Here is a 25,492-nt window from a genome sequence, read left to right as displayed (position 1 = left end):
CGGCGCTTACGGGCAATTTCCTAACCACCACCGGCGATAGCATCGCAAGCGACAAGGCGCTTGTGGCGCAGTGTGGATTCGACCTCGCAAAGGGCGCGGATTAGCGGCTGCGGGGAATTAAAGATAAAATTTAAGAGGTAATTGTGAAATTAAAATTTTTCTCTGCCTTGATTTTAGTCGTGTTGCTTTGCGGCTGCTCGACGCTCTCGCAGGACAGCAAGGAGGCTTTGTTTGCAACAGGCGCGAACAGATGCGACGTCGCAAGCTCGCTAAATAAGGAGCAGCCAAACCGCTGCGTGAAGCGGCAAAAAATCGACGCCGAAGCCGCGCGAAAGGCGCAAGAGCAAGCTGCATCGCAAGACGCGTTTAATTCATTCAGAGCAAATAGCGCCCAAGCTCAGCAAAGAGCGCAGCAGCAGTATATCGCCACGCAGCGAAGCCTAATGCAGCAGCAATCGCAGCAGCAACTGGAGCAGATGCAGCAGCGACAAAATATGCGAAATTTACAAAACGAGCAGAACTGGAATAGGCTGCGTAATCTGGAAAATATAAGTAGCGGCGGAATTTAGCCGTGAATTTTACAATTTGATCTAAATTTTAATTCGCGCGACTTTAATTCTAGATCAATTAATCTCGATAAAATATGATGAAATTTTAATCAAAATACTCAAAAATCAAATGATGTCTTAAATTTTAAGGGCAGACAGCTGAATGCTAGAAAATTTTAATTGATTTTAAGTGATGAAATGGTGACCCACAGGGGATTTGATTATAATATATATATCGCCTAAAATAGGCAATATGTAAATTTTGGTTATACACTTTTTTATACAAAAATTTTAGTAAGCATCTAGCGGGATTTATAAATTTTATGAAAAAATCAATTATACCAAAGTTGCGCGAAATCAAAAGAAAGGATAGCTAGTGAAAATTCCCCCAGAGCTTTACTTAAAATTTGCAAAAGATATAGAACCGGAAATCTTTGAGAACAAAACGCCCAAATTTCACCTGGACGTTTTGAAATTTATCGACGGCGCGGATCAATACAAAGCCGTAGTTATATTTCGCGGTAGCGCAAAAACTACGCTACTCAATAAAATTTACGTCGTCAGCAGGCTGTATTTTTATGCAGAGCCTTTCATTATGATAGCTTCTGCAAACGATACGAAAGCAAAGCTATTTGTCGAAGCAATCAAAAATTCGATCGATAAAGCAGCTGCCAAAGGTTACGCGATAGAGCGCGGTAAAATTTGGAATAAAGACCGCATAGAGGTCGTCGTTAATCGCGGTAAAAAAGACAGGAACGGAAACGATATTGAGCGAACCTGTCACGTAGTATCACTCAGCTCCGGGCAGGATCCGCGCGGCGCTAATATCGATAATATGCGTCCGACGCTTATCATCGTCGATGATTTGGAAAGCAAAGACGGGCAATTCCCGGTTGGGAACAAGGCGAGCCGCCAAAAGCTTAGAGGTTGGTTTTATGCGGATCTGCTCCCCGCCGTGCACCCAACTCGCGGCAAAGTGGTAGTGTTAGGCACAATCTTGCACGAGGACAGTATCTTAAATAATATCGTAAACAATGAGAATATAGAAGAAACCAATAAGCAGGGATGGCAACATATAAAAATTCCTATCATAGAAAACGGCGCGAGCGCATGGCCGTCTCGTTTCCCTTTACCGCGCATAAAAGCAATACAAAATCAACTCGTCTCAAAGGGGCTTGCAAATGAATTTTATCAAGAGTATATGTGTGCGGCGATCGATCCGCAAAGAGCGATTTTCAAACGCGAGTATTTTCGCTACTTCGAGCGCGTAGAATACGACATCGGCGCAGAACCGGAAGCGCTAAACATTACGGACGGCGTCAACATACGAACGCTGCAAATCAGAAAGGCTATAAATTTAACGCTAGGCGGCGAAAAAATAGAGCTTGCAAAATGTCAAATTTTTACAACGATTGATCTGGCAAGCGCAAACGGCCGTGACCAAACAGCGATGATAACCTCGGCTATCGACAACAGAAATCGCATATTCATAATAGACATCAGCGCCGGGCACTGGACACCGTTTGAGAAGAGCGTCGAGATTATACGAATTTTTCAAATATTCGGCTGCACCAGGATAGGGATTGAAAAAGCCGGAATGCAAAACGATTTTTTCTATACGATTGACATCATACAAAAAATGACGGGAGTGCACCTACCCATTGATCAACTTAGCCACGGCGGAAAGGCAAAAAATACCCGCATATCAAACCTAGAGCCATATTACCGCACCGGGCAAATTTATCACAACGCAAGCATCGACTCAAGTACCGAATTAGAGGCGCAACTCCTTAGCTTCGATAGCGAAGTCGAGAGCAAAGAGGACGACCTGATGGATGCGCTCGCATATTTGCAGCAATATATCGTAGGACGAGAATTTGACGAGCCAGACTACGAGGACGAGGACTACGAGGGCGCCGAAGCATGGGCATAAATTCGCGCTGGCAGGACAAATGCAGGCGGACACCGCTCCCGCAGGCGCAAAGCCCTAATGCTTACGCTCGTTTCGCAGATCGTGGGACAAAAAAATGCGGGCTTAAATTTTAAGCAGATAATAAAATGTGTTCGTATTTTTCGCGGGACAAAAAGTCTAAATTTTGAAATTTTTCTCTACACCGTCAGTATTGGGCGGAAAATTCCGAGTGGGGTCATAGCCCCCTCGTCAAGAGAGTAAGTGGGCGCTATCAAAGCCCCACAGCAGCGCGCCTGCAGTAGATTATGACATAGGCGCAGGCAGGTGCATAGGATTTTAAGCAAATAGTTATCAAGACCGAGCCGAAATTGCGCGCGAAACTTAAGCGGCGCGCGTCTAAATTTTCACACTTTCCTTAAGCGAAAACGAACAAATTCGCGTTATTTTTGCTGCTTGAAACTTAAACTTAATTTTCACGGCTCTTTAAAATGCCTATTTTAGGGCGTTTTATAAAATTAACTATTGAAAATAATTCTTTTCAAAAAAATGTATTTTCACGAAATTCGACCCCAAACTCTGCCCCAAACCTTAAGCCGATTTTGCCTCAATCAGCCCATACTTCAGCGTCAAAAATCTGCAATCTGTCCCGAAAACGGAGCGGTGCACCCCCGAAAAACCCGCGTGCCGCCCCCTCCCCCGTCGGTATTTCCTACTATCTGTTCTGCGAAGCTTCGCGCGCTGATTCTCGCGCCAAGGTGCATGCGTAAGCAGGCGGCGTTGGCGCTTACCCGGCGCAAAAAACCTAAAACTCTGCGGTTGTTTCGTCTTTGATGAGATTTGATTTTTCAATCAAATTGCTATCAATAAAATTATGCCACTAAGCCTTGATAATAAAACGCGAACAATACGAATTTATATTTTATGAAGCTACTTATAGTAAGAAAGTTTTTAAGTTGATTCTTTTTTAAATTTAGAATCCAAATCTTTAAAGAGAGAGCTGTCGATGATTTTATTAATCCTATCATCGTCCTTTTGAGCTTCAAACTTATTGCACCGATATATTTTCTTTGGATCGAATATGTCATTATATATATCACATAATCTTTTATTACACCACTCTATATCATCGGGCAATTTTTTATTTTTAAAAGAAATAGTATAATGATAGTCGTTGCCTTTACGCTCAATATTAATATCTTCATATTGAGCGCATATATAATTCTTTAATATCTCAATGTATCTTTTAGGTAGTCCAAGCTGCGCACCTATAAATTCACATATCTGTTTGCCACTTTTTTCTATAGCACTTTTATTATAAAGAGATAATCCGTCTGTATCCGATTCTCTTAGCTGAAAATTTAAATAAGTATCATCTGTTTGATTTTTAAGAACTCTTATAAGAATTGTGTCTCTGTTATGCATATTTAGGTACTAATATACTATCTTTTGGATAACAGATTGTATCTTTTTTAGGCTTTAATAATTTGTTTATATCTTCTTCTGTAATTCGATGTACTCTATAGTTTTTGTTTTGATCATTTTCAGTTTTTTTCGCCTTTTTGTATATGTCGCTGGCGGTAACATAGTAATCGCTATTTAAATTCATAATGCTATCTATATTGAAAATATTCTCGCTCATACAAAATTTATACAGTTTTTTTAAGTCTTGCATATAAACCTTATTTTTTATTAAGTCCATAATATTATCTATAGTATAAACATTTTTATCTATATATAATTTATGCAATTTTAGTTCTCGTATAAGAATTTTATTCTCATTATATATTTGTAGTTGTAGAGTATAGTCCTCTTTTATCTCTAAAGAGACTATTACGTCGCCATCACCTATCGTAAATAACCCAATATTGATATAATATCGTTCAGGAATATTTTTAGCTATCGCATATGCAACCGCCAAAGTATTATCTGAAATAGACTTATCGTTTTTATCTAACGGATCTTTTTTATAATTTGATATTTCTATAAATTTATTTTTTAATATTTCTTGTTTTTTTGACATTGCCTGATTTCTCTTTTGTGATTTCAATGCCTTCTTCAAGTGTACCTGCCGAACGCTCAATCTCTTCAATTGTCTTATTTATGGCTTCTTGTAGAGTTTTTAAAGTATGAAAAGACATATAGGTCTCCGCAACGATTTTATCGGTCAAAAATAGAGCCAGCTTAACATCTCTGGACGCAATAGAAAGTGAAAAGCCGTTAAAATACACTGTTTGAGCCTCTTTTATGCCGTCTACATTTTGCATACCATTTTTCCTTTTCTCTATAAAATTTATACTAGATATTCTTAAGTTTTACTTAAAGCATCATAGACTACTACAAATTATTTCTGTATAATAATGTGCTCTTTAACGCCCATTCGCTACTCTATTGCAAATCATCACAAGAGAGTAGATAATATATCGGTTGCTGTATGGTTATATTAATCAGGTCTTGCTTAAAAAGTAATTAAAGTAATGACGTAAAGAATATTTATATTGTAGCGCCCCGCCTATTGAAGCCTAGTTAAAATTTGAATAAATTCTTGATTAGATTTTATGGATATGCTAGAGGGTTATAATTTCCCTCTGAGATTGCCGCGATCTCCCTCCGTGCCCGCTCGCTCTCCCGCGATAGAAAAATCTTGGCAGGGGCTGCCGCCTACAAGCACGTCTATTTGTCCGCGATACCTCGTAGCGTCTAGGGTGCGGACGTCCCCATAGAAAGGCACGCCCTGATGGTTTCCTGCGTTGGCTTCATAGCTACGGCGGGCGAATTTGTCGATTTCGCAAGCAAAGATTGTGCCGCTACAGCCGAAAACCTTGCGATGCGCCATCTCCGCTACGCCGATGCCTGAAAAGATAGTCGCTAGATACATTTTAGAAAAATCTTAAATTTTGGAATTATCGGTTTTTGCATTTTCTCTCTCTTTGATGTAGCGCCCAAGGAGGAGAGAGGACCCCTTGAGCGCGGTGATTATATGGCGGCGCGTCCTAAATTTTATAAACTCGCCGTAGCAGATCGTGCAGGTCTAGCCAAACCCTCGCGAAGTTGCGGGATCGGTCGCAAGCTCGCACCATAGCGAGCCCGCAGCCAAGCCTATTGCCCGCAATTTTATGCCGCCGCAAACTCGCCGTAGCGGGCTACTATTTCGAAAACTTCCCGATCTGCGGGCGGGAGATCAGCGCGGGATCAAATTTCTTGGGCGCAAATTTACGCTGTTTTTTCTCATCGCGTAGCCGCTTGAGGCTCTGCACGTCGAAGGCAAACCCCTCCGCATCCGCCACCTCTTTGAAAATTTCAAGCTTGTGATCAATCTGTTTCTGCTTTTTCTCTTTTTCCGAAGCGCTCATCTTTTGCAGCTTTTCGTTATATTTGACCGCCTTTTCGACCTTTTCCTCGTCGTCGCTATCAGGCACCTTTACATATTCAAGCTCCATCTTTTGCTTGCGTAGCTTGCCGAGCTCGCTATTTAGCTCTTTTTGTTGATTGAAACGGCGCGCGCCCACGCTACGTTTTAGGATGCCCGCGTATCCCAGCTCGTCCTTGTTGTAGTCTTTCGGCGCGTAATCTTTGTCGCCCGTGATGTCTGAAAGAGCCTGCTCGCCGAGCTGCTGCCCGTATCTGCCGATCGTAAAGCTCGGTAAATAATTTTTAGCTAGCTCTTTTGCGCGCTTGCGAGCGCTTTCCGCCCCGCTATCCTCTTTACTCTCTATGTCATAGCCTAAAGGGCTTTTGCCAAAAAATATGATCTGCACTAATCCACCGATAAAGCCTCCTCCTTTAAGATCAAACATTTCGTCAAATCTAAAGCCGGGGACCGCACGACCTGCGTTAAAATAGGTATCGCTATTTCCGACCCTAGCCCAAGTTTTGAGACCAAAAACGTTAGGGAATTTCGAGCTTTGCGCCCACTTCGGCTTGGTTAGATTTTCCTTTTCAGTATCTGCGATAATCGAGCTTAGCGACAGCCCCGCGGCGTCCGCAGCTATAAAGGCTGCCTGCATCATCGCGAAACGATGCGGGTTTTTGAGTATCGCTTTGATCACCATCGGCGTCGATTTGACGGAGTAGTGCAAAAACGGCGTCAGACCGCTTTTGTCGAGCTTGCGTAAAAAGCCGTTGAAATGGGTGCTATAATCGACGTAGTGATACTGCGCATCGCTCATCGCCGCTGCAAGCTCCTTTTCGCTAAATTTAGAGAGGTCGCCCGCGGCATATCCGCGTTTTGCAGCGATCGCGTCGAGGTTTTTCTTAAACCGCGCGATTTTGAAAATTTCATCCTCCCAAGCGTAGGCTTTTCTGACCGCCCTACCCAGCGCGGAGCCCTCGCTCATGTAGATATTTTTACCTGCGGCGGTTAAAAAATCCATAGCCGTGCCTAGCACTCCGAAAGCTTCGCTATCGTTTTTAGGCTTAAGCCCCTTAATCGCGCCCTCCAGATCGTCCATAGCGCTATCCAGCCCCAAGCGACGCGCGAGCTTCCAATACTCCTGCCGCTTCTGCCGCCCCAAAAGCGCCCAATTCGCAAGAGCCTTTTCGTCGCCGTGCAAAAATGCTAACACCACGTTGCTCGCGACGTTATAGATGTGCGTAAAAGGATTTTTGACCGTGACGTTCACCTTGATGTGGTCTATGAGCGGCTTCCAGTATTTCTCAAACACGCCGAGCTGCCCGCCCAGAGCCTGCGTGCTCTTTAGCGCCTCCGCCACCTCTTTTGGGACGTATTTGCCCGCAAGCGCGCCGAATTTCTTTATGCCGCCTCCGACGGTTTCGTCACTGATCCGCACGTATTGCCCCTGCTTTGCGGCTGCGGGGATCTCATCGAGCCCGAAGCGATCCGCGATACTTTGCAGTGCGCGAGCTTTAAGAAGCTGCGTGCGCTGCTTTGCGAGAGTATTTGCGACTACGAAGCTGATGTCCGTGCGAAGCCCCAGAGCTCTTTTTTGCGCCTCGCTCAGGTCTTTACGGGCGAAAAATTTATCAAATGTCCTGCTTATTTTGCCACGCTCGTTTTGCATATACTCGTCGTAATAATGCCCGATGTAGTCGGTGAGCTTGTTCTCCTGCTTCAGCGCACCTGCCTTGATGAGCTCGTTTGCGTTATGATCGATCGCGTCGCGTAGCTTTTGATAGGTCGCTTGCAGCTCCTCGGGGAGATCAGCTCTAGCTATCTTTCCATCCAGGGCGTTAAATAGCTGCTCGCTCTGAGCGGCGTCAAATTTGTCGAGATACTTCGCCGCAGTGCGAGCCTGCGCATTAATAGCCGCGCTCTCGCGAAAAAAGCTCTCGATCGCGCCGTCTATCTGCCGCTTTGCCGCGTTTCGTAGATCGAGGACGCTCATCCCCTTTTTCACCAAAGCGGGGGTATTTTCGCCCTCAAAGATGCGATCTACCGCGTTTTCGTATCTGTTGATACCCTTGCGCCATAGAGTATCGACAAACTGCGCCCATTTGCCGTCCGCGCCGCCGTATGATCCCAAAAGCGCGTCCGTCTTACCCAGCAGATCGTTCATCGTAGGCATATCGGGGTTGAAAGGATCTGCCTGCCGCGCCGCGCGATCGTATTCGGCTTGTAATTTCTCCTGCTTTGCTTTGCTTTCTTGAGCGATTTTGGCTTTGAAAGCCCTCTTGTCGGCTCTTTTTAAAATTTCCTCCGCCTTGATCGGGTCTTTTTCATTTAGAAATTTTGCCTTGGTCTCGAAGCTATAATTTTTCAGCGCCTCATCGCCGCCGAAGAGGCGATCAAACATCGTCTCGTTTGCGCGAATGCTCTCGTCAATATGAGCCTTAGAATAGGCATTGATGCGCGCCCTGCCGCCCTCGTCCATATCGATGAAGATCATCTGCTCGTCGCCATTTTTGCCGCGCTTTTTGAATGTGAAGCCATCGCGGCTGATGTGAGTTAGCTTGGCGCCTGCGATGTCCTTTTTGAGCCGCGCGAGTTGGCTTTCGCTTAGGTTCGTCTGCACCCCTTGCGAGAGCGCGTCGAAATTGCCCGTCCTTACGGCATCCAGCACCTCGCCCGCGGTGTCGTGATTTTTGTAGCTATCCTTGTAAATTTGCTCTACGCTCTGCTCTAGCTCCTGCTCGATGTTTGGGCGGCGCTTTTTGATCTCGCCTCCTATATTTTCGATCTCGCTTGCTTTGAACTTAAGTGGCTCCTCGTTTGCGTTCACGCCGCCGTCTCGCAAAACGATCGTATCGTCCGGGCTAACGTCAAAGGTGCTTAGCGGGTCTTTCTGCGCCCTTGCAGCATCGTCCAAGCCTAGGCGCGTCTGCACGTTTCTAGCCTCCGCTTCGCCGTGCAGCTTCGCGTAGTTCGCATCGCCGCCTGTGCCGCCCGTTGCAAAGCCCTCTTTGCTCTGCACCCAGTGTTGGATCTCGTGTATCAGCGTGGATCTGTCTTTTAAATTTTTAAGGGCGATCGTGTTACTCTGGGGATCGAAATACCCCGCCTCACCGCTTTGATAGATATTCGGGCTTGGGCTGAAATCGCCACTATTTTTGACGTGTTTGATCTGATTGCTCTCAAAAACGATAAGATACGGCTTCGCATCCACTCCGTCGATGTCTTGCATAACTATGCCGTCATAACCTTTCGACTTCAAAAATTTTTTAAAGCCGTCGCTTTGTTTATCGGGGTAGAGCTCTGTGTTTATCCCTTTGGCTTCGGCTTCGTCCAGAAGCTTTTGCGCTTTTGCGCTGTATGGAAAAGATAGATCGATAGGGTTGTTTGATTTTAGATAGACTTTATAGATTTTGCCGTGTTCTCTAAATTCATTCGCGATCTCTTTTTCCTGCGAAAACCAAAACCCATATCCGCTCTTATCAAACTCGCCTTTAAACTCCGTAATGTCCTTTGCGGAGCTTCCGTGATAAAACACTTTCGGGCTTCCGTCCGCGTTCTTGGTGATAGGCGCGCTGTGTTTGTGCCAATTTTGCAAATTGACGTCGTATCTGACCTTTGGGTTTTCAAATTCCATAGGCTTTTTAAGGTTTCTGTCAGAGTAAAAGGTTATAATGTCCTCAAAGTCCGCAGGTCGAGGTAATTCGGCCGTGTAAGGCGTCCCTGCGGACTTGTTACTTGCTACGAGCCTAAATCTCACCCCCTTGTCATCTTGCCATTCATAAACTCTAGCATTGCGTTTATTTATAAAAGGCTCTTTATACTTTGCTAAATATTTACGCATGCTCTCGCCTAAATCTAAAAGCTCTTTTTTGCTTACATATCCTTCGCTGCCCTCATTGTTAAGGTGTCTTATTTTTATATGCTTTGCTCCCTCGCTTCTATCGCCCCTCGCATATCTTAAAGCTCCCTCTATTTGATCTAGGTCTTGCTTTACATAGGTTGCTACTTTATTATTGTAGGTCACGTTGTAGATGCCGCGCTTTTCCTTTTGCCTCGCATCCTTTGCAAGTATCGCACCGGACGGAGCGTCGCTTTGCATCTTTACGACCTTTACATCCCTGAGCTTTGGATAGGCCTTAAACAGCTCATCGTGCTTTAGCAGATCCCCGAGCTTGCCGCCGCTTTGAAATTTAGGATTTAGTTTCGCGTCGCCGTCGCCGATCTCAAATTTCCAAGCGCCGTCCTTGTCCCGAAACCAGCCCGTATCTCGCCAAATTTCTAACTCATTTTTTCCCTCTTTCGCCATAGCCTGCGCTTTGCTTAACTTATCCGCTTTCACGGGGGCGTATTTTAGCTCGGCATAGGCTTTCTCTCCTGCAAAGATTTGAGGCTCGAAATCAAGCCCCGTCTTGTTCGCGACCTTTGTTTTTGCAAACTCGGCGGCGTTAAATAGCGTCGTTTTGGCACGAGATTTGATCTCATCGCCTAGGGCTTGCGCGAAAAGATCAGCTCGATCGTTTGCGAGCGTTGGATAGGTCTTTGCCTGCTTTGCGGCGTAGGCTTTCATACTTGCGCGGAAACCCTTTCGGATCACTGCGACGCCGCCGAGCCCTGCGATGAAGCCCGCCGCAAATCTCTCGGGGCTAAATTTGCCCTCCTCGTCGGTAGCGTTAAGCATGCCGCCGCTAAGTCCTCCCGCAAGATGAGAGGTGAGATTAACGTTTACGAAGCCCTTTTTCATATCCTCGTTTAGCTTTGTGCCTTGCTTGGCGGAGTCTGCGCCCTCGTTTGCCGCAAGATCGCCGCCTTGAGGCTCGCTTTTTAGCGCTGCGCCGCTTTGATCTGGCGCATCTTGTGCTGAAACCACTCGCTGTTTTGAAGCTGCGGCATCAGCTGCGCTATCGCCTGAAGCGGCCCCGTATCGTTCCACGAGCTCATCGCCCGCGGCATTTTTTGCATCCTCGCCGCGGAGTATAGCAGCAGATCCGCGCTGCGATGATACCTGCGCATCGCCTCCCGGTCCCCGCTCCGCTCGGCTTGGAGTATCGCCGAGATCAGAAACGCCCTTTGATACTCGCTCATCTTTTCCGCCAGCGCCTGCGCCGTTTGTGTGGACTCCGCGCTGCGGCGCGTCTGCGTTTGCTTTGCCATTTTGCACCCTCCTTATTTTGCCATCTTTAATGGTCCAATCTTTCATTTGATTGTTTACGATGTCGTCGTATTCGGCTTTTGCGACCTTGGCGTCGATATAGTTTTTTAAAAATTTTATATCTCCGTCGTCGTATGCCTGCATCGCCGCAGCCTGCACGTCGGGAGCAAAGCCCTTGCTCGCCAAGCGCGCGCCGTATTGCTCGGTAGTGTAGGGGTGAGCTTTGATGTCGTTTTCCACCCGCCAAATGAAATTTTGCCCGGCATACATAGGATCGACGTCCGCACCGTCGTTGTAGGCGCGGGTGTATCGAAGCTCCGCTTCGCTTGGTTTTATGCGCGAGTTTAGAAGTTCTCTTTGTGCGCGAGCTGAAAGGGTAGGATTTTCCTTTGCTATCCTTTCCGCCTCTCTTTGCATAGCGGCAAATCGCTCTATGCCGTCCGCCCTCATCTGGGCTAGCTCCTCCGCGCGATCGGCGACGCGGCTTTGATACTCTCTCGCCCACTCAAGGCGGTTTGCGAGCTCGTAAAGCTCGTCCGCTTTTTTAAACGCGCTCTCGCTCAAATGCGCCGAGCGGCTCGCACCGCGGTCAAGCTCGCCCAAAATTTTATCTGCGGCATCATCCGCCACGTTTTGGGTTTTGAGATACTGCCTTACCTGCGCTCGCGGATCTAAATCCGCCTGCGCTGCGGCTTCGGCATTCTGCGCGCCTTGCGCCGCAGGGGACGAGGACGATTTGATCTCCTGCGCCCCGCTCGCGGCTTTGATCTCCTGCGCGCCTTGCGGGGCAGAAGCTGTATTTGTATGCGCCGCCGCATCATCCGCCGCACGAGCAGCGCTCTGCTCGCCCCCTGCCGCATCGCTCGCATTCGTTTTCGCGAGCTCGTCCGCTTTTGCTTCTTGGGCGCCTTGCGCTGCATCGCTCGTCTTGAGCTCTTGCGAAGCGGAGCCCGCACCCTCTTTTTGCGCGCCTCCGAGCCCATCCAGAGCATCATCGAGCGCTCTTGCATCATCAGCCGCACGTGCCGCCCCCTCTGCGCCGTCTGCGGCTTTTGACGTGCCGCGCAGATCCTCCGCGAGGTTTGAGATGTTATTTACTTTGCCGCGCGAAAGGGCGCTAAAAAGCGCATTGGCCCCGCCCATTATCACGCCGCCGAGCAAATCGTCTTTGACGTGCTGCTCAAGCGAGCGATCGTCCCCCGCGTTTCTTACCTCGTTCATTCCTACGCCCAGGGCAAAGCCCGTGCCCGCGCTTTTTGCGATATTCGCAAGCTTGGCGCCCTTGGTGAAAATCCCCGCGGGTGCCGCAAGAAACGGATCTATAGCCCCGCCGACCTCTCCCCACTCTTTGTTGTTTTCGGCGATTATCCGATCAAGCTCCTTTACATTGTCGTCGAAGAATTTACGGTTTTCGCCGAAAAACTGCTTCGCTCCATCCGCTCCCACGGCGCCCGCGATCTTTTCGCCCGCGGTATTTACGGCGCGACCGAATTGATTTGGGAATTTACCCACTCCAGCAAAAAGGGCAAAATCCTTATCAAGGCTATCGGCGGTGAGTCCGTTTTGTTTTATATCCGCCGCTTTATCCGTGATTTTAGGGCCTAGGGTTAGGGGATTGATCCTGTTTATCAGACGTCCCACGCGACTTGCGATGTCGATCTTATCAGGGTTGAGCTCTCTCCATCTCTGATCCGCCTCATCTACCGCTTTTTCATCGCCGCTGGTATCAAAAACGTTTCTAAGAAACCTATCTGGTGCGCTTGCCGTAGCCTCGTCATTGAGCTTTTTGGCATTATCTGCGTCGAGCCTCTGGGCTATCGCCATCTTTGCGATGTCCTCTCGCACTCCGCTGTCCGCAAGCTCTTTCTTTTTCGCCTCGTATTGTTCCTTTGCAAGAGCTTTGATATACTCGGGGCTGTAGCCCTTGCTTTCAAGCTCGGCGATCCGCTCGTTGCCCAAAAAATCTCTTGCAGTCATCAGTTCGCTCCGTCATCCATATCGCTATCAAGCACGGAGCTAAATTTAGCGTTCGGGTTTTTCTTTTTCCACTCGATCGCTTGATCTACCCTAGCACTGGCGTCGCTAAAACTCATCCCTCCGCCTACCAGCGTTTTGATATTGGCGAGGCGATTATCGGGATTGCTTAGCTGCTCCATCTGGCGAGCCTCGCGCTGCTTATCGATATTTACCTTTTCCATAAGCCAAGGATCGGTATAATAGTTTCCTTTGTCGTCCCAAGTTACGTGACCGCTATCACCATATTGCTCAACAAATTTGGAATCCACCGGGATATTTTTCTTGAATATATCGACCTTATTCTCTTTAAAGTTTTTCTCGAGATTATTTCCCCACTTTCCAAGCTCCTCATCGGTATAACCCGCCGTTTCTTTCGGGTAGAGTTTGCGTAGATAGGCTACGTTATCCGCCGTTTGCTGAACCTTTGCCGCAGCTTCGGACTCCTCTTTGGCTCGCTTTCGACCTTGTTCGGTAAGCTCTGCGTTAAGCCTAGCCACAGAAAGGCCGTAGTCTCTGTTGTCCTTAAAGATGGTGTGATCGAGCTTCGCCCTATCCAGTCCATAATCCCTATCGTCTTTAAGGATAGTGTGATCGAGCTTCTTTTTATCCAGCCCGTAATCCCGATCATCCTTAAATTTTAGGTAGTCAAACTTATCGGCCTCCATCTTTTCGGCTCGCGCTTGGCGCGCAAGGTCTGAATCGAACTTCTCTCTGGCGTGTCCAAGCTCGCCGAGCTTGGTTAGGCTATCGCCGATCGCGGCGACCCCCTGCCCTATGCCCACAGAGGTATCACCTCTCGGCTCTCGTAGATATCTTATGTTATACCAGCCCATATTAGCCTCCTTTATGCTCCGTAACTAGAGCTAGCCCACGCTTTATCGAGGTTTTCTTGCTGCTTCTTTCTGCGTTCTTGCTCTCCTCTTAAAATATCTGCGTTAAGATCGTATGTCTTTTTTGCAAGCTTATTTGCTTGATAAGCGCTATATGCATTCCCCAGTCCGCTTGCGATAGTCCCAAGTCCACTAAGAGCGTCTGCATTATTTTTAAAAAACCCGCCTGCCGATTTAAGCCAATCCCACATCTTTGATCCTTTCAAACAAATTTATATAAAAAGTATCTTTTTATTTCCTATTTTTTCTATATCGAGCGCGAATTTAGTCGCGTAAAAAACGCTCTATGTTTCTGCCAATAAACTATCGTCGATTGATATTAGTGTGCCGCCCTCTAAACCCAAGTCATATTCGACGTCGCGCTCGTAAAAGCGCCTTTTTTGCGTGCTCCTCATCCATATCCGCATCGGAGTTCACGCTCACGACCTTTTCCTCCTCGCTCTGCTCTTGCATATCGGTATCTTGCGTGTCGCCGTGTTTGCGAAATTCCGAGCGTATATCTTGCACCAAAGCAAAAGCCTTGCTGCCTATACCTACTACTTTCAGTGCGGTAGTGAGGTAAAGCTGTGACGTGCTAGTAGCTCCTGCGGCGGCAAATCCACCGATAGATGCCCCTTGTGCCGCATTTACCGCAGAGCTCGCGCCCGCGTTTGTGCCAGCCCAAGAGCTCACGCTTACGCCGTTGTAGAGCTGGCAGGTTTGATTTGCTCCACTGGCTCCGGCTACGGCTTGATTTGTCGCGGTGCTCGCGTTTTGAGCGGCGACGGATTGGGTAAAAAGAGATTTTACGGAGAGATAGATCGAGCCTATTGCGCCGATAAAACCCGCTATGCGCCCAATTTTAGATAAGCCTTTATTTCCTGCAATAGAGCCTATCGTAGCTATAAACCCGCCTATGGCGCCAGCGACTGCAAGGATCGACATCACTCCTCCTAGCGTAACAGCGCCTGTGCCTCCTGTTAGCGCGCCTATTGTAGCGCCTGCCGCAGGTCCGTATGTGCCGACGGTTACAGCCGTCAGCACAAAGGTTATCGCTATTAAGCCAAAACTGATTATAGGCCCCCATTTGCCAAATTTGCCTTTGGATTTCCTATCATATACCAATTTATACATTTGGCTCCACTTTTTGACCCATTTTCTAGAGCCCATTACGGGAGAATTACTATCCGCATAAAAAAGAGGATATGCGGTGCAACCAAGACGCATTTTAGATGGTCTCCCTCCATGTTCCCCCTCTTGATGATTGGGATCGGGAAACCACATATAGTAAAAATAGCAAATTCCCTCGTCGAGGTCTATAAACTCGCCGCCCATATTTTTTGTTTCATTGTAAAATTCCTTTACGATTTGATAATTGGTAATACCGCAAAGCGCTATTATTTTTTCAATCGGACGATTCCGATTTAAAGAAAAAAAACGATAAATTTCATATTGATTCCATCGCCCGCTATATTTGCAGGCAATCCTGAAGTTGCTAAATTTTGTTTTCTTGATCCAAAAATAATCTGTTATCTGTCCGTCGCTAGGTCCGGAGTAGGGTGCGGTTGGCTTTTGCCCCGCAAAAAATTGAGATAGCCCTAAATTGTCGCCTCCCTCGTAAGCATAGGGCTGAAGCCCGCCCGTATCTAGGCGATAGCCACCTACATAATAGCGTCTATCAAACTCGTGGGGAACAAGATCTCTGCAGTAATATACCCGCCCCCATTTTTGCGTATCTATAAATATCTGCTGCGGTGCGCGCCCTTTTCTTACCAACTGCTTATGCAAATACTCACAAATTTTATTATACGCGACCGCCGAGTAGATCATCCCGTTGGTAGCATCGGCTACCACATCGCCCGATGGGTTACGATAAAAAGCCGCGGCTTCGCTACGCATTACGGAGTAATCCTATCGATTGCATTAAACATTTTAGTTGTCATCTCTGCGGGCGGATTTAGCCCTCCTACGGAGTAGCCAAATACGCTATCTTTTAGCAAGCTTGCCTCTTGGATTCTTAGTTTATCATCGTAGCTTTTGATTTCTCTGTCTATCGCTTGCCCGCGCTTTTTTTCGCTATTGGTCTGCTCTTTTATTAGGGCCGTGCGCGCCTCGTTAAATGCCGCCTCCCGATCTGCCAAATTTAGCTTTTTCTCCATCAGATCAAGCTCGCGTTCTTTGAGTTTGACATCGGCATCGGCTATTTTTACTTGAGCTTCGAGCTGCTGTTTTCGCAAAGGCAACTCCTCGCTCTCGCTAAGAAGTCGCAGGGCGATCTCTTGACTGCTCGTCGTTACGCTCTGCGTCATCGAAACGAGGGTGTTACAGAGCATATCGAATTTCTTATCGTTATGTAGTCCGTAAAGCTGCATGTATTCATCGATCTTGGCGGTAAATTTTTGATACGGCGTATCTGCCGCCATAGTGTCGCCGAGCACGCGCTTGTAAAGCTCGCTATATGCTTCCTTGTAATCAGCCATTTTTCAGTCCTTTTATGTAGCCCTCAACCCTTTTTGGGGTCTGGCGATAAAGCAAGCTTGCTTTTAAATTCTTAGCCGCCTGTGCGTAATCGCCTGCTTCTATGCAGCCTAAGGTATGACGGAAACCTAAGAGCCCCGCAAGCCCTAGCTGATATGCCATTTCGATTAGGGTATCCTGCACGTTTTGCGGCTTGTCCGCAAGCCACGGCAAACACTGAAAGAGCCGTTTTTTGAGCCTCGCAACTTTTAAATTTAAGATTTTTTCCGCTACCTCTTTACTCATCGGCTCCGCCTTGCCGCCGTTGAGCTTGAGCTCGTCGGGGCTAAGAGCGGCTACCAAAAAGCCGTATCCTATTGTAGCCTTTCCGAGGCTATCTTTGTATATCTCTCTGCGATAGCCCTCGTGGATTTTGATATTTTCGATGAGGCTCATATCCCCTCCTCGTTTGTGATCTCTATGAATTCTATGTGTTTGCCTATGCAAATTTTGAAAAAAGAGTTATAGGTTTTTATCGAGTTGCTAACCCCCCGCGGCGGTATAATTTTCACCTACTAAAATGCAGCCTGCAGTATCTTTCGGGAAATTGCCGGGGTGAATGAGAATGTAGCGCTCTTTCGGCACCAGCTCATTGTATAGAAGTGGACACATTCGCTTCTGGCTCGGGCTATTGTGCCACTGCATTTGATACCTGCCTGCCGGTATGCGCCTATCCTTGCCGCTCTGCGTAGTATCGCCGCCCGCGGGCTCAAGGGTAAAGCATTCAAAAAGCCTCTTTCCGTCGTCCGTGATCGTTAGCTTGCCGATCGTGCCGTCATGGATACTTTTAAATCTACTTATCTTTATCTTCATACTCATCCTCCCTAAAATCATCCTCGCCCATTCGCCTATCGATGCCTAGCTTAGAGCAGACGAATTTTTCAGCCCAATTTTTTACGGCATCGGCGCCTACCCAAGCAAAAAACCCGCCTACCGCTAATCCAAAACGAGTGTTCCCCGTCATAAATAGGGTAAATTCCGATCCGAAGTAGCAAAGAGTAATCGAGCTTAGAAAGCCCGATAAAAATGCTACGATATAGGCAAATTTGCTTTTCCTTTTCTTTGACATAGTCCGCAGTGCGGTGATTGCTATTGCTAGTGCCATCATACACCCCCAATAAATTTTGTCGAATAGGCTGTTTAGGTCATTCATTTAGCTTCCTTATGCTTTCTAGGTTAATCGCACACTTCGCGTAAGCCTCGTATAGATCAAGCATCAATTCCGCGGCGTCTGCTTGGCTGCGGATAGTGCGGTTCGCGTCTATGCGCGGCACGGCTAATAGATACTGCGGCGGCTTGGTGCAATTAGGGGCGCTCGCGCAGCCGCTCAAGCACAAAATTAGCGCTAGCGTTAAGCTCGCTTGAAATTTCATCCCCGCCCCCTTTCCTAGCCTTTAAAGCTATTTGCCTCTTAATTTGAGCCAAATCCTTGCTTAGCGCGTCTTTTTGCTGCGCGGCTTGTGAGATTTGCTCCATCTGCTTATCTCTTTGCCCCACTTGCTGCTTTAGTGCTTCGATCTGTGCTTTTTGAGCCAAAATCTCAGCTTCCAGCTTGCTTGCTTGCCAAGATTGAAACTTTAGCGCTCCAAGAAGCAGCGCAATTACCGCGCCTAAAATTGCGTAAATTTTAAAGCTCATATCATTACCCACAAGATTATAAATGCCGCGTCCTGCATAGCCCCATAAAAGAGCTCCTGCCTAGCCCACGCGGTTTTAACCTCAAATTTCTTAAAAGCGAAGCTAAATTTCGTGCGATATCCTAGCTCACAAGCAAGCGGGAAGCCTGCCGCAAGAGCTACGGCTAGAAACGGCGCGCCGTAAATGCCCGCAAAGAGCAGCGGCACGAAAACGGGCAGCCACCAAAGCAGACCGCGCAAAAACAAACATACGCGGCAATAGCCCAGCCAATGCGCGCGCGGGTCTTTGACGATCTTGCGAGCGATGCGCTCGATAAATTTTACTTCATGCTCGCTTGTGTAGCTGCCGTGGGTTACAAGTGCACCTACCCATACTCCCCAACCTTTGCTTTCGCCTGCAAGATAGCCTAGCCCACAGATGATCGCGAGGTAGAAATTCCCCAAAAAGGCAAATATCAAAAGTGCCACCACCAAAGCGTTAAGCTTTGCGAAGTATGTATAACGGCCGCGCAGCCTATTGAGTATCCAAAACATTATCGCTCCTTATCGGCGAAGAGGACAAACGCCGAGAGAAAAATCAGAAAGTAGCTCATAGCGCCACCTCGATCGTATCTGCGAAAGTGATCGCGTCAAGCTCTTTTTTATCTTTAGCTTTTGAAATTTTGAGTTCATACTGCCATTTGAGGGTATGGAGTTTTTGCCCTCCGATCTGAATAGCCTTTTTGATACGCTTTAACTCCTCTTGTCCATTGATTTTTTTCATAGAGTTGTCATACATACGAAACGCGCGAATTTCTAGGCTATCGAAGGTATCGATCATTGCCTCAACATTCAGCAAATAGCGATAGCCTCCGTTGATGACGCCGAAATCCTTGAGGTTGATCTTGCAACTATCGCCCATCGAATGCGTCCAAGCGGCAAGCTCTGCGGTCTTTGCTTCGCGTAGCTGTTCGATTGAGGGCTCTTTTGGCGTTTCGCTTAGGGCTGAAGTGTCTTGATCTAGCTTTGTGATTTTTACTTCATTATTGTTTGCGTCGTAGTATGTTTTGCCACGCTCATCTTTGATGTATTGCCAAGCGCCCTCTTTAAAGCATACCGCAAAGCCATTTTTAGAGGCTAGAGGTTGCTTATCCGTAGCATTAGCGGGGATTAAATATACATTTTCCTCAAGCGGACTTTTTTGTGCCTCGCTTTGCCCTATATATTCTCCCGATGCCCCGTCATAATTGTAGATTTTCATTGCCCTTTCCTTAATACTTGATATAGAAATTTACCGCTACGTTGCGCGGTCTGTTTTCATTTGCAGTAGGTACTACGCGAGAAGCATCGAAATTTGCGCCATTGTAAGACGTCTCATTATAGTCCTCTCCCACAACTGATATTCTTCTGGAGGCGTATCCGATATGTCCGAATGCCCCTGAGAATTCGTTTATCAAAAATCTATCTCCATATCCTGCGAATTGTCCTGTGATATTTCTTATGGCGTCGCTTTGAGTCGAGCCCAAAGCTCTGCCTCCATCTACCCCGCGTCCATTATCAGCTCCGCGGATAAACTCTCCTCGTAGATCGGGGATATTGAAGGTGCTTGAGCCGTCCCCTGCTCCGTATGCCGTGCCGATAGCCGAAAACAAATCGGCATAGGCGGTGCGGGATATCGCTGCTCCGCTGCATAGTAAAAATCCATCAGGTGCGGTAGACCTTGCACTTGTGATTATTGTGCCTACTGGTAGAATCGTAGAGGACAGCAGTGAAAAACCTACCGCTCTTGTATAATTGTCATTATCCGAGGCACCTACTCTAAAGAGGATTTCATTGTTTTTTGAAAAGATATTGTTTTGCACGGGAGCGGTAAGTTTAAAATGCCCTGCTGTAACGTATCTGCCCGCGAAATCTCCGTTTGCGTCTCTTAATACCAAGGTATTGGCAAGGGAGTTGTTTGTTGGGTTATATTTACTTTTTTCCATAAAATTACTGGCGGCTACGCCACCTAATTTTGCACTATCTGCTGCTTGATCGGTTTTATTTAGCTTGGTTTTTAGCTTTTGCTCAATTAGTCTTGAACTATAGGTTTGAGTAGCGCTTTGCTCCCCGTCATTAATAAGTCCGCTTTGAAGCAGGGTTTTAATTTGCTCCTTAAGCAGTTTTAGCTCCTCAAGAAGTACGCCCGCGTTTTCTACCTTATCCGCGGCAGATTTGATCTTCTCTTGAAGCTTTTCTATCGAGGCAAGTATCTCTTCTGCTTTTTGTTTCGCACTTTTTGCGCTCGCAGCGTTTTGCTCGGTTGCCTCTTTGTCTTGTTTTGTCCTCTCCATAAGCTGCCTTGTTTGCTCTGCCAACGGAGACACTTTTTCTGCAATAGCTAAAATTTCCTTGCATATCTGTGTAAATTCTTTATCCGCCATTATGGTTTTATCCTTTCTTTCATTATTTTATCCAGCGCTGCCAAATCAGCGCGATCTATCTGTTTGTTTTGATATTTGATAAAATCGTAAATAAAATTTCGCCACGAAAGATTGCGCTTGCGGGGAATATCGGCAAGCCAAAAATCAAGCATGGAAAGAAACTCTGGTACAAAAATATATACTTTAGAGAGCGCATAATAGATGCCGTAGGGTTTCAAATACCCGCTTCTTGCCAGCGCGGCGGTCAGATCGGGCGTGTTTTCATCGAAATTATTTAGCTCGTACTCGCAGAGCGATCTTTGATAAAAGCTCCTGTATTTTTGATAAAAATCGTCTCGTCCGCGTTTCGCGGCGATTCCGTAAAGCAGAGCGCTTATCAAGCTATCGTCTTTGAAATCGATCTCGTCGCTATCCTTTGCAGGAAGCTTAAATTTTCGCACGAAGTAATCGCCCCCTAAGTGATACGCCACCTCGAAGCTGCGATGATCTATCTCGATCATCTCAAGCGGAGTGATAGCCTTGCAAATCTCCAGCGCCGCTTCGCCCATCAGCGTCTTGATCTCCTCGTCGCTCGGAGCCAAGACGTCCGGGCGAGTCGCGATTTGCAGTCTTTCTTTGAAATTTGAAAAGGTCATCTCTTCTCCTTGTTTGGGGCAGGCTTACCTGCCCCGCGCTTTAGGCTGCTAGGTTTTTCACCCAAGCAAAGGCCACCGGCGTGCAGACTCGAAGCGTGAATTCGGTCAAAATTTCCCTTTTGATCTCGTCGTTCTCGCTCGGAAGCTCTCTTCTTCTGGTATTTCTCCAGTCCACCTTGTAGATGTCATCGCTTCTGAATGCGATCAGCTCTGTATCCGCAAGCTCCGGGCTTAGCAGGATTTTTACGCTCTCGCCGTATTGAGAGTCGATCGCCTGCACCTTATCATGGAGATATTCCACCGTGTTATTTACCTGTTTGATCTTGTCGATGAGATCCATGATCTTATCGAGCTGCTTATCATTTACTAGGATGAAATCATACGGGCGGCTTTTCTTGTGCCCTACTTTGAGCACGTCTCTAAGCGTTTGCATGCTTAGCGTGGCGTTTTTCGCATCGATCGTGTTCGTTACGGTGGCAAAGCTTTTCAATCCACCACACTTTCCCGCAGCCTTTGATGCGCCGGTATTGACGCGAGCAAGCGCCGCCTGATCGCTAAGCAAAATCTTCTCGATCGTCTGCTTGTGGCGGATGCCCGCAAGATCGCCCGCACGAGCGAGCACCATCGAGCCGTCCACTCTTTTGCCGTCCTCCTCGGTGCCGCTGACGCCGTAGGTGTCTTTGACGATTTGATAGTGGTTGCTTAGCTTGCCGCCGATCACGTATTTCAGCGCAGCCGGAGCGCCGCCCTCCATGTGAGCGTTGTTTAGATCGCCGTCGGGCGTCTCGTCATACATCCAAGTATGACCTAACGCCGCGTTGGAGCTCCTATCCCTCGGCGCACCCATTCCGATCGCCGTAAGAAACGGCGTGCTTTTCCAGCCGATCTCTTTGATCGTATTCCAAAACTCCATCCCCGATTTGCCGAACGCTTCCTCGGAGGTAATTAGCCCATCTCTGATAGTTGGCATCTCTTTCTCCTTTTAATAAATTTTGGCGAGGTAGGCGAGCTTCTCCTCTTGGCTGATCTCGCCCTTGTTGATTCGGCGCGCCATCTCTCCTCTATCGATAGCGCTGCCGCCCTTGCCGTGGACTACGTCATATTCGTCGTCCTGCGGCGCCTTATCCTTGAAATATTTGAGATAGACGTTTTCGATCCCCGTAGGGTTGAAATTTTTCTCCAAATACCCCTTGTTCTTCTCGTCGAGCTCAAACATCTTGTCGAGGACCTTTTGCATATTGAAGTCCCCGTATTCCTTTTTGAAATCCGTTTCGAGCTCTTTAAGCTGCCTTTCTTGCTCCATCGCGCGGAAGCTTTGATACTCCTCGTCGCTTAGCACCTTGCCTCTGGCGCCCTCTTTCTTGCCAGACTCCGCGCCTTTGTTCGGCTCCTCTTTTGCAGATTTGTCGTCGCGAGGCGCGGCGGATTTTTTAGGCTCGCCCCCCGCATCCTTGGCAGGTTCCCCCTTGCCGTCTGCGACAGCCGCGGCGGCGGGATCTGTTACGCCCTCGTCCAAATCGTCGTCATAGATATCCACGTCCATCTCTACTCTCCTTCCTTGCTTGCTTTACCGCCCAAATCCAAAAGACCCTCGTTCGCTTTCACGTCGTCCTTTTTCCCGTCCTCATCCTTGCCGGACTTTTTCTCATCGGCTCCCATGGCGGACCACTCCTCGGCGCTAAAAATTTGCACCTCCAGCCCCGTCTCGTCCTTAGCTCTGACGACTACGTCGCCGATTTTTCCGTCCGAGATCTGCCCCGTGCTCTTGCCGTTTGAAAACACCATCAGCCCGTTAGAAGCCATATGGGTTATCGTGCCGAGCACCTTAAAATCGCTTTTTTTCATAGCTTTCTCCTTTGAAAATTTTTAATGATTCTATTTCTGCGCGTCCTAAATTTTTTAAACTCGTTTTTCATCTCAAATCCCGCCGTTTAGCAGCGCTGCGCGATCGAGTTCATCGTCGCTCGGAGGATGTTCGTCCCTATCAGGGACGTCCGGTGCCGCGCCGCCCTCATCATCGACTGCGTCCTGCGCTTGCTGCGCCGCTTGAAGTTGGGCTTGCTGGAGCGCTTGCATCTGCGCCATAGCCTCGTCGATCGCCTCGATAGGCGCGTTTTCGCCGAGGATCAGAGTTAGAATTTCTTTTATGATCTCCCCTGAGATAGCTGGGGTTGCCATATTCGCCTGCGCCAAGACCTGCATCAGCGAGTTGAGCTGTCCGATCTTGACTTCGTTTGCGATGGTGGTGCCGAAATTTACGTTCACGTCGAAATCAAGCGGCGCGCTGCGATCACCTATCTTTTCGATGATCTGCGGATCTTCCGTAATCCGCACAAACTCCTCGTCGCTTGTAAATTTGTATATGAGCCAGACGAAATGTTCGGCATAGCTTTGCAGCATCGTATCGAGCAGGGTTTGAAGCATGCTCTCTATCCTCGTGCCGGAAGCCGAATTGACCGCCTGAAGCGCGCTCGTAGCCCTGCGATCGCTCGGGCTCGTTTGCCCCGTCATCACGCTGTTTACGCCCGTCGCGATCTCATATTCGTTCTTTAGCATCGCGATCTCTTCGCTTAATCCATAGGTGCCGGGTTCGTTTATCGGAATAATGACGTCTTTGACCGTCTTGCCCGGACCCGGGCTTATGCGGATAAATTTTTTCCTAGCGGCGATGTCGCTGATCGCCACGCTGCCCGAATCCTTATCTACGGCGTAAGGCGGATCGATCTGATTTTCGGTGATGTCGATCTTTTGGTTTCGCTTGATGTTGTATTCCTCTTGCAGCTCCCAAACGATCTCTGGGATACACGAGCCGTATATCGCTATCTCATCCTCACGCTCGTCCTCGTTTATGCTAGGCGTAGTTTCGATGCAATATCCGTAGTGAAACGGCAGGCGGGAGAATGTCGCTTCGCGCACGAGAGTGCCGTTTGCGTAGGTTTTGAGCTTCCATACGGCGCGCCCCTGCTCGCGGCTTTTGATATACAGATCTCGCATCGCTATGCGCTCGCTGCCTGCCGTGGTCTGCGCGATCACGTTTCGGTCTTTGGATTTGTAGAATTTTCGCTCCAGCTTCTCTCTGATCTCTCTTGCCGATTGGTTATATTTATAGGCTACGTATTCGATGTCGTTGATGTCGCTTGCGTGGCGATCAAATGCAAGATCGGTGATCGGGATAAATTTCGTGCGGATCTGCGCGGCGGTTTTGTCGTAAAATAGATTGACGATACCCAGCGGCAGATACAGCGCGCTAAGCACGGCTTTGGATAGCCCCACGCGGTGCTCTTTCTTTTTCCAATAGTTTTTCAGCACCGCCGTAAGCGCGTTTTGCAGGATTAGATCATGATCGCTTCGCAGTCCTACCCTCTTTACTTCGATCGGGCAGCGGTCGCTCATAAAGCTGGTTTTAAATACGCTATGGATGATATTTACGGTGGTTTTTACGAGCGGGATGTAAAGCTTCGAGCGGCTTCGCTCTGCGCTCTTGCGCTTGCTCGTGCGGTTATCCTCTTTGTAAACCGCACGATATGCTCTCTCGCAGCGCAGAAATCTCTCCTCCTGCTCCTCAAGGTCGCTAAAAGCGCGCGTAATCAGCGAATAATCTTCGTCGTTTGGCATTTTCTACTCCGCAAAAGGGCGCATCCTGCCCGGATTTGACCCTATTTTTTGGATAGCTTATTCCCCCGCGTCCTAATTTTTCTATACTGCGATTTGCTTTTTTGTATCTTTTTTGATACAATACGGAATATGAAAAAAATTGAGGCGGTTTTCTATCAAAATGCGGGCGGCAATATGCCCGTTCGCGAGTGGTTGTTGAGTTTGGATAGAGAGGATCGCAGGATCATAGGAGAGGATATTGCGACGGTGGAGTTTGGCTACCCGATCGGGATGCCCGTGTGTAGAAGTTTAGGAAATGGACTTTATGAGGTGCGCAGCGATATTTCGGACGGAAAGATCGCAAGAGTGATTTTTATCGTGAAGCGCGGGTATATGGTGCTGCTTCACGGCTTCATAAAGAAAACGCAAAAGACGCCTAAACAGGATATCGATCTGGCGAGCAAGCGCGCAAGGGAATTAGGGTAAAAGTAAGGCTAGCAACAAAAAAAGGAAGAGTGAATATGAAACTGGAAAATTTAAGTTCGTTTGATGATTTTTTGAAAGAGGACGGGCTTTACGAGCAGACGAAAGCCGTGGCGATAAAGCGCGTTATAGCTTATCAGATTGAAGAAGAGATGAGAGCTCAAAACATTACGCAGACCGAGCTCGCGCAGCGTATGAATACCAGCAGAGCCGTCGTATCTAGGCTTTTGAATCCGAAAAATAGCTCTCTTACCCTAAGCACCTTAAGCTCTGCGGTAAGCGCGCTAGGTAAGAAGCTCGACGTCTCGATTATTTAACCATCCGCCGCCGCAGCCATTTAAACTTCGGCGGCGCCGATGAAATGCGGACAAAGCGAGGGCG

General features: G+C 47.8%; 25 protein-coding genes. 4 read left to right on the top strand and 21 right to left on the bottom strand.

The features are described 5' to 3' along the window. The first annotated feature begins 143 nt into the window (after positions 1–143). Both Q0238_RS09500 and Q0238_RS09495 read left to right on the top strand, forming a co-directional pair. Positions 144–569 carry a hypothetical protein gene (locus Q0238_RS09500; RefSeq protein ID WP_297945530.1) on the top strand — a complete coding sequence of 142 codons (426 nt, stop codon included), beginning with the start codon at positions 144–146 and terminating at the stop codon, positions 567–569. 355 nt (positions 570–924) lie between these two features. Continuing rightward, entirely contained in the window at positions 925–2,481 is a 1,557-nt protein-coding gene (locus tag Q0238_RS09495; RefSeq protein ID WP_297945528.1) for a hypothetical protein, read from the top strand. Positions 2,482–3,408: 927 nt separating this feature from the next. Here Q0238_RS09495 and Q0238_RS09490 read toward each other — a convergent pair. The 21 genes from Q0238_RS09490 to Q0238_RS09390 form a co-directional block, all read right to left on the bottom strand. Beyond that, entirely contained in the window at positions 3,409–3,882 is a 474-nt protein-coding gene (locus Q0238_RS09490; RefSeq protein WP_297945526.1) for a hypothetical protein, read from the bottom strand. Next, entirely contained in the window at positions 3,875–4,480 is a 606-nt protein-coding gene (locus Q0238_RS09485; RefSeq protein WP_297945525.1) for a hypothetical protein, read from the bottom strand. The genes Q0238_RS09490 and Q0238_RS09485 overlap by 8 nt, the downstream gene beginning before the upstream one ends. Next, on the bottom strand, positions 4,449–4,724 hold the full coding sequence (locus Q0238_RS09480; RefSeq protein ID WP_297945523.1) for a hypothetical protein: 276 nt from the start codon (positions 4,722–4,724) through the stop codon (positions 4,449–4,451). Before Q0238_RS09480 ends, Q0238_RS09485 begins: the two co-directional genes overlap by 32 nt. A 308-nt stretch (positions 4,725–5,032) precedes the next feature. After that, entirely contained in the window at positions 5,033–5,335 is a 303-nt protein-coding gene (locus Q0238_RS09475; protein ID WP_297945521.1) for a DNA cytosine methyltransferase, read from the bottom strand. A gap of 268 nt (positions 5,336–5,603) precedes the next feature. Further along, complete coding sequence (locus Q0238_RS09470; protein ID WP_297945519.1) at positions 5,604–12,935, bottom strand: LPD23 domain-containing protein; 7,332 nt, start codon at positions 12,933–12,935, stop codon at positions 5,604–5,606. Continuing rightward, a complete protein-coding gene (locus tag Q0238_RS09465; RefSeq protein ID WP_297945517.1) occupies positions 12,935–13,807 on the bottom strand; it encodes a hypothetical protein in 873 nt (290 codons plus the stop codon). Before Q0238_RS09465 ends, Q0238_RS09470 begins: the two co-directional genes overlap by 1 nt. Before the next feature lie 11 nt (positions 13,808–13,818). Further along, positions 13,819–14,055: a hypothetical protein gene (locus Q0238_RS09460; RefSeq protein ID WP_297945515.1), complete on the bottom strand. Its 237-nt coding sequence runs from the start codon at positions 14,053–14,055 to the stop codon at positions 13,819–13,821. Positions 14,056–14,209: 154 nt separating this feature from the next. Beyond that, positions 14,210–15,742 (bottom strand): hypothetical protein, encoded by a 1,533-nt coding sequence (locus Q0238_RS09455; protein WP_297945513.1) that lies wholly within the window; start codon positions 15,740–15,742, stop codon positions 14,210–14,212. Continuing rightward, positions 15,742–16,323: a hypothetical protein gene (locus tag Q0238_RS09450; protein ID WP_297945511.1), complete on the bottom strand. Its 582-nt coding sequence runs from the start codon at positions 16,321–16,323 to the stop codon at positions 15,742–15,744. The genes Q0238_RS09455 and Q0238_RS09450 overlap by 1 nt, the downstream gene beginning before the upstream one ends. Further along, positions 16,316–16,756: a glycoside hydrolase family protein gene (locus tag Q0238_RS09445; RefSeq protein ID WP_297945509.1), complete on the bottom strand. Its 441-nt coding sequence runs from the start codon at positions 16,754–16,756 to the stop codon at positions 16,316–16,318. The genes Q0238_RS09450 and Q0238_RS09445 overlap by 8 nt, the downstream gene beginning before the upstream one ends. Before the next feature lie 87 nt (positions 16,757–16,843). Continuing rightward, positions 16,844–17,173: a DUF5675 family protein gene (locus Q0238_RS09440; protein WP_297945507.1), complete on the bottom strand. Its 330-nt coding sequence runs from the start codon at positions 17,171–17,173 to the stop codon at positions 16,844–16,846. Next, positions 17,154–17,513 (bottom strand): phage holin family protein, encoded by a 360-nt coding sequence (locus tag Q0238_RS09435; RefSeq protein ID WP_297945505.1) that lies wholly within the window; start codon positions 17,511–17,513, stop codon positions 17,154–17,156. The genes Q0238_RS09440 and Q0238_RS09435 overlap by 20 nt, the downstream gene beginning before the upstream one ends. A 152-nt stretch (positions 17,514–17,665) precedes the next feature. Beyond that, positions 17,666–17,998 (bottom strand): hypothetical protein, encoded by a 333-nt coding sequence (locus Q0238_RS09430; RefSeq protein WP_297945503.1) that lies wholly within the window; start codon positions 17,996–17,998, stop codon positions 17,666–17,668. Continuing rightward, positions 17,995–18,531: a hypothetical protein gene (locus Q0238_RS09425; RefSeq protein WP_297945501.1), complete on the bottom strand. Its 537-nt coding sequence runs from the start codon at positions 18,529–18,531 to the stop codon at positions 17,995–17,997. Before Q0238_RS09425 ends, Q0238_RS09430 begins: the two co-directional genes overlap by 4 nt. Positions 18,532–18,586: 55 nt before the next feature. Beyond that, complete coding sequence (locus tag Q0238_RS09420; protein ID WP_297945499.1) at positions 18,587–19,237, bottom strand: hypothetical protein; 651 nt, start codon at positions 19,235–19,237, stop codon at positions 18,587–18,589. Positions 19,238–19,247: 10 nt separating this feature from the next. Next, positions 19,248–20,309: a phage tail protein gene (locus tag Q0238_RS09415; protein WP_297945497.1), complete on the bottom strand. Its 1,062-nt coding sequence runs from the start codon at positions 20,307–20,309 to the stop codon at positions 19,248–19,250. 89 nt (positions 20,310–20,398) lie between these two features. After that, positions 20,399–21,034, bottom strand: a complete 636-nt coding sequence (locus tag Q0238_RS09410; RefSeq protein WP_297945495.1) for a hypothetical protein — start codon at positions 21,032–21,034, stop codon at positions 20,399–20,401. A 40-nt stretch (positions 21,035–21,074) separates the two neighbouring features. Then, entirely contained in the window at positions 21,075–22,004 is a 930-nt protein-coding gene (locus tag Q0238_RS09405) for a DUF5309 family protein (RefSeq protein WP_297945493.1), read from the bottom strand. Positions 22,005–22,016: 12 nt separating this feature from the next. Next, complete coding sequence (locus Q0238_RS09400; RefSeq protein ID WP_297945491.1) at positions 22,017–22,577, bottom strand: hypothetical protein; 561 nt, start codon at positions 22,575–22,577, stop codon at positions 22,017–22,019. A 2-nt stretch (positions 22,578–22,579) separates the two neighbouring features. Beyond that, complete coding sequence (locus Q0238_RS09395) at positions 22,580–22,879, bottom strand: hypothetical protein (RefSeq protein ID WP_297945489.1); 300 nt, start codon at positions 22,877–22,879, stop codon at positions 22,580–22,582. 72 nt (positions 22,880–22,951) lie between these two features. Beyond that, positions 22,952–24,649 carry a hypothetical protein gene (locus tag Q0238_RS09390; protein WP_297945487.1) on the bottom strand — a complete coding sequence of 566 codons (1,698 nt, stop codon included), beginning with the start codon at positions 24,647–24,649 and terminating at the stop codon, positions 22,952–22,954. 129 nt (positions 24,650–24,778) lie between these two features. Here Q0238_RS09390 and Q0238_RS09385 point away from each other — a divergent pair, with 129 nt between their 5' ends. Together Q0238_RS09385 and Q0238_RS09380 are read left to right on the top strand one after the other, a co-directional pair. Further along, positions 24,779–25,114: a type II toxin-antitoxin system RelE/ParE family toxin gene (locus tag Q0238_RS09385; RefSeq protein ID WP_297945485.1), complete on the top strand. Its 336-nt coding sequence runs from the start codon at positions 24,779–24,781 to the stop codon at positions 25,112–25,114. A gap of 35 nt (positions 25,115–25,149) precedes the next feature. Further along, positions 25,150–25,428, top strand: a complete 279-nt coding sequence (locus Q0238_RS09380; protein ID WP_297945483.1) for an XRE family transcriptional regulator — start codon at positions 25,150–25,152, stop codon at positions 25,426–25,428. The last annotated feature ends 64 nt before the right edge of the window (positions 25,429–25,492 follow it).

It is taken from the genome of uncultured Campylobacter sp. (genome assembly GCF_938045775.1).
GTDB lineage: Bacteria > Campylobacterota > Campylobacteria > Campylobacterales > Campylobacteraceae > Campylobacter_B.
The sequence above is the reverse complement of the archived record's forward strand: the minus strand, read 5'-3'. Positions and strand labels throughout refer to the sequence as shown.

Bases quoted from the DNA above. Each gene is read 5' to 3' on its own strand.
- Q0238_RS09425 (WP_297945501.1), bottom strand. From the start codon at position 18,531: ATGTTTTGGATACTCAATAGGCTGCGCGGCCGTTATACATACTTCGCA.
- Q0238_RS09415 (WP_297945497.1), bottom strand. From the start codon at position 20,309: ATGGAGAGGACAAAACAAGACAAAGAGGCAACCGAGCAAAACGCTGCG.
- Q0238_RS09420 (WP_297945499.1), bottom strand. From the start codon at position 19,237: ATGAAAATCTACAATTATGACGGGGCATCGGGAGAATATATAGGGCAA.
- Q0238_RS09460 (WP_297945515.1), bottom strand. From the start codon at position 14,055: ATGTGGGATTGGCTTAAATCGGCAGGCGGGTTTTTTAAAAATAATGCA.
- Q0238_RS09445 (WP_297945509.1), bottom strand. From the start codon at position 16,756: ATGAGCCTCATCGAAAATATCAAAATCCACGAGGGCTATCGCAGAGAG.
- Q0238_RS09465 (WP_297945517.1), bottom strand. From the start codon at position 13,807: ATGGGCTGGTATAACATAAGATATCTACGAGAGCCGAGAGGTGATACC.
- Q0238_RS09405 (WP_297945493.1), bottom strand. From the start codon at position 22,004: ATGCCAACTATCAGAGATGGGCTAATTACCTCCGAGGAAGCGTTCGGC.
- Q0238_RS09440 (WP_297945507.1), bottom strand. From the start codon at position 17,173: ATGAAGATAAAGATAAGTAGATTTAAAAGTATCCATGACGGCACGATC.
- Q0238_RS09490 (WP_297945526.1), bottom strand. From the start codon at position 3,882: ATGCATAACAGAGACACAATTCTTATAAGAGTTCTTAAAAATCAAACA.
- Q0238_RS09410 (WP_297945495.1), bottom strand. From the start codon at position 21,034: ATGACCTTTTCAAATTTCAAAGAAAGACTGCAAATCGCGACTCGCCCG.
- Q0238_RS09480 (WP_297945523.1), bottom strand. From the start codon at position 4,724: ATGCAAAATGTAGACGGCATAAAAGAGGCTCAAACAGTGTATTTTAAC.
- Q0238_RS09475 (WP_297945521.1), bottom strand. From the start codon at position 5,335: ATGTATCTAGCGACTATCTTTTCAGGCATCGGCGTAGCGGAGATGGCG.
- Q0238_RS09430 (WP_297945503.1), bottom strand. From the start codon at position 17,998: ATGAGCTTTAAAATTTACGCAATTTTAGGCGCGGTAATTGCGCTGCTT.
- Q0238_RS09435 (WP_297945505.1), bottom strand. From the start codon at position 17,513: ATGAATGACCTAAACAGCCTATTCGACAAAATTTATTGGGGGTGTATG.
- Q0238_RS09385 (WP_297945485.1), top strand. From the start codon at position 24,779: ATGAAAAAAATTGAGGCGGTTTTCTATCAAAATGCGGGCGGCAATATG.
- Q0238_RS09400 (WP_297945491.1), bottom strand. From the start codon at position 22,577: ATGGACGTGGATATCTATGACGACGATTTGGACGAGGGCGTAACAGAT.
- Q0238_RS09455 (WP_297945513.1), bottom strand. From the start codon at position 15,742: ATGCGTAGCGAAGCCGCGGCTTTTTATCGTAACCCATCGGGCGATGTG.
- Q0238_RS09450 (WP_297945511.1), bottom strand. From the start codon at position 16,323: ATGGCTGATTACAAGGAAGCATATAGCGAGCTTTACAAGCGCGTGCTC.
- Q0238_RS09380 (WP_297945483.1), top strand. From the start codon at position 25,150: ATGAAACTGGAAAATTTAAGTTCGTTTGATGATTTTTTGAAAGAGGAC.
- Q0238_RS09485 (WP_297945525.1), bottom strand. From the start codon at position 4,480: ATGTCAAAAAAACAAGAAATATTAAAAAATAAATTTATAGAAATATCA.
- Q0238_RS09395 (WP_297945489.1), bottom strand. From the start codon at position 22,879: ATGAAAAAAAGCGATTTTAAGGTGCTCGGCACGATAACCCATATGGCT.
- Q0238_RS09470 (WP_297945519.1), bottom strand. From the start codon at position 12,935: ATGACTGCAAGAGATTTTTTGGGCAACGAGCGGATCGCCGAGCTTGAA.
- Q0238_RS09390 (WP_297945487.1), bottom strand. From the start codon at position 24,649: ATGCCAAACGACGAAGATTATTCGCTGATTACGCGCGCTTTTAGCGAC.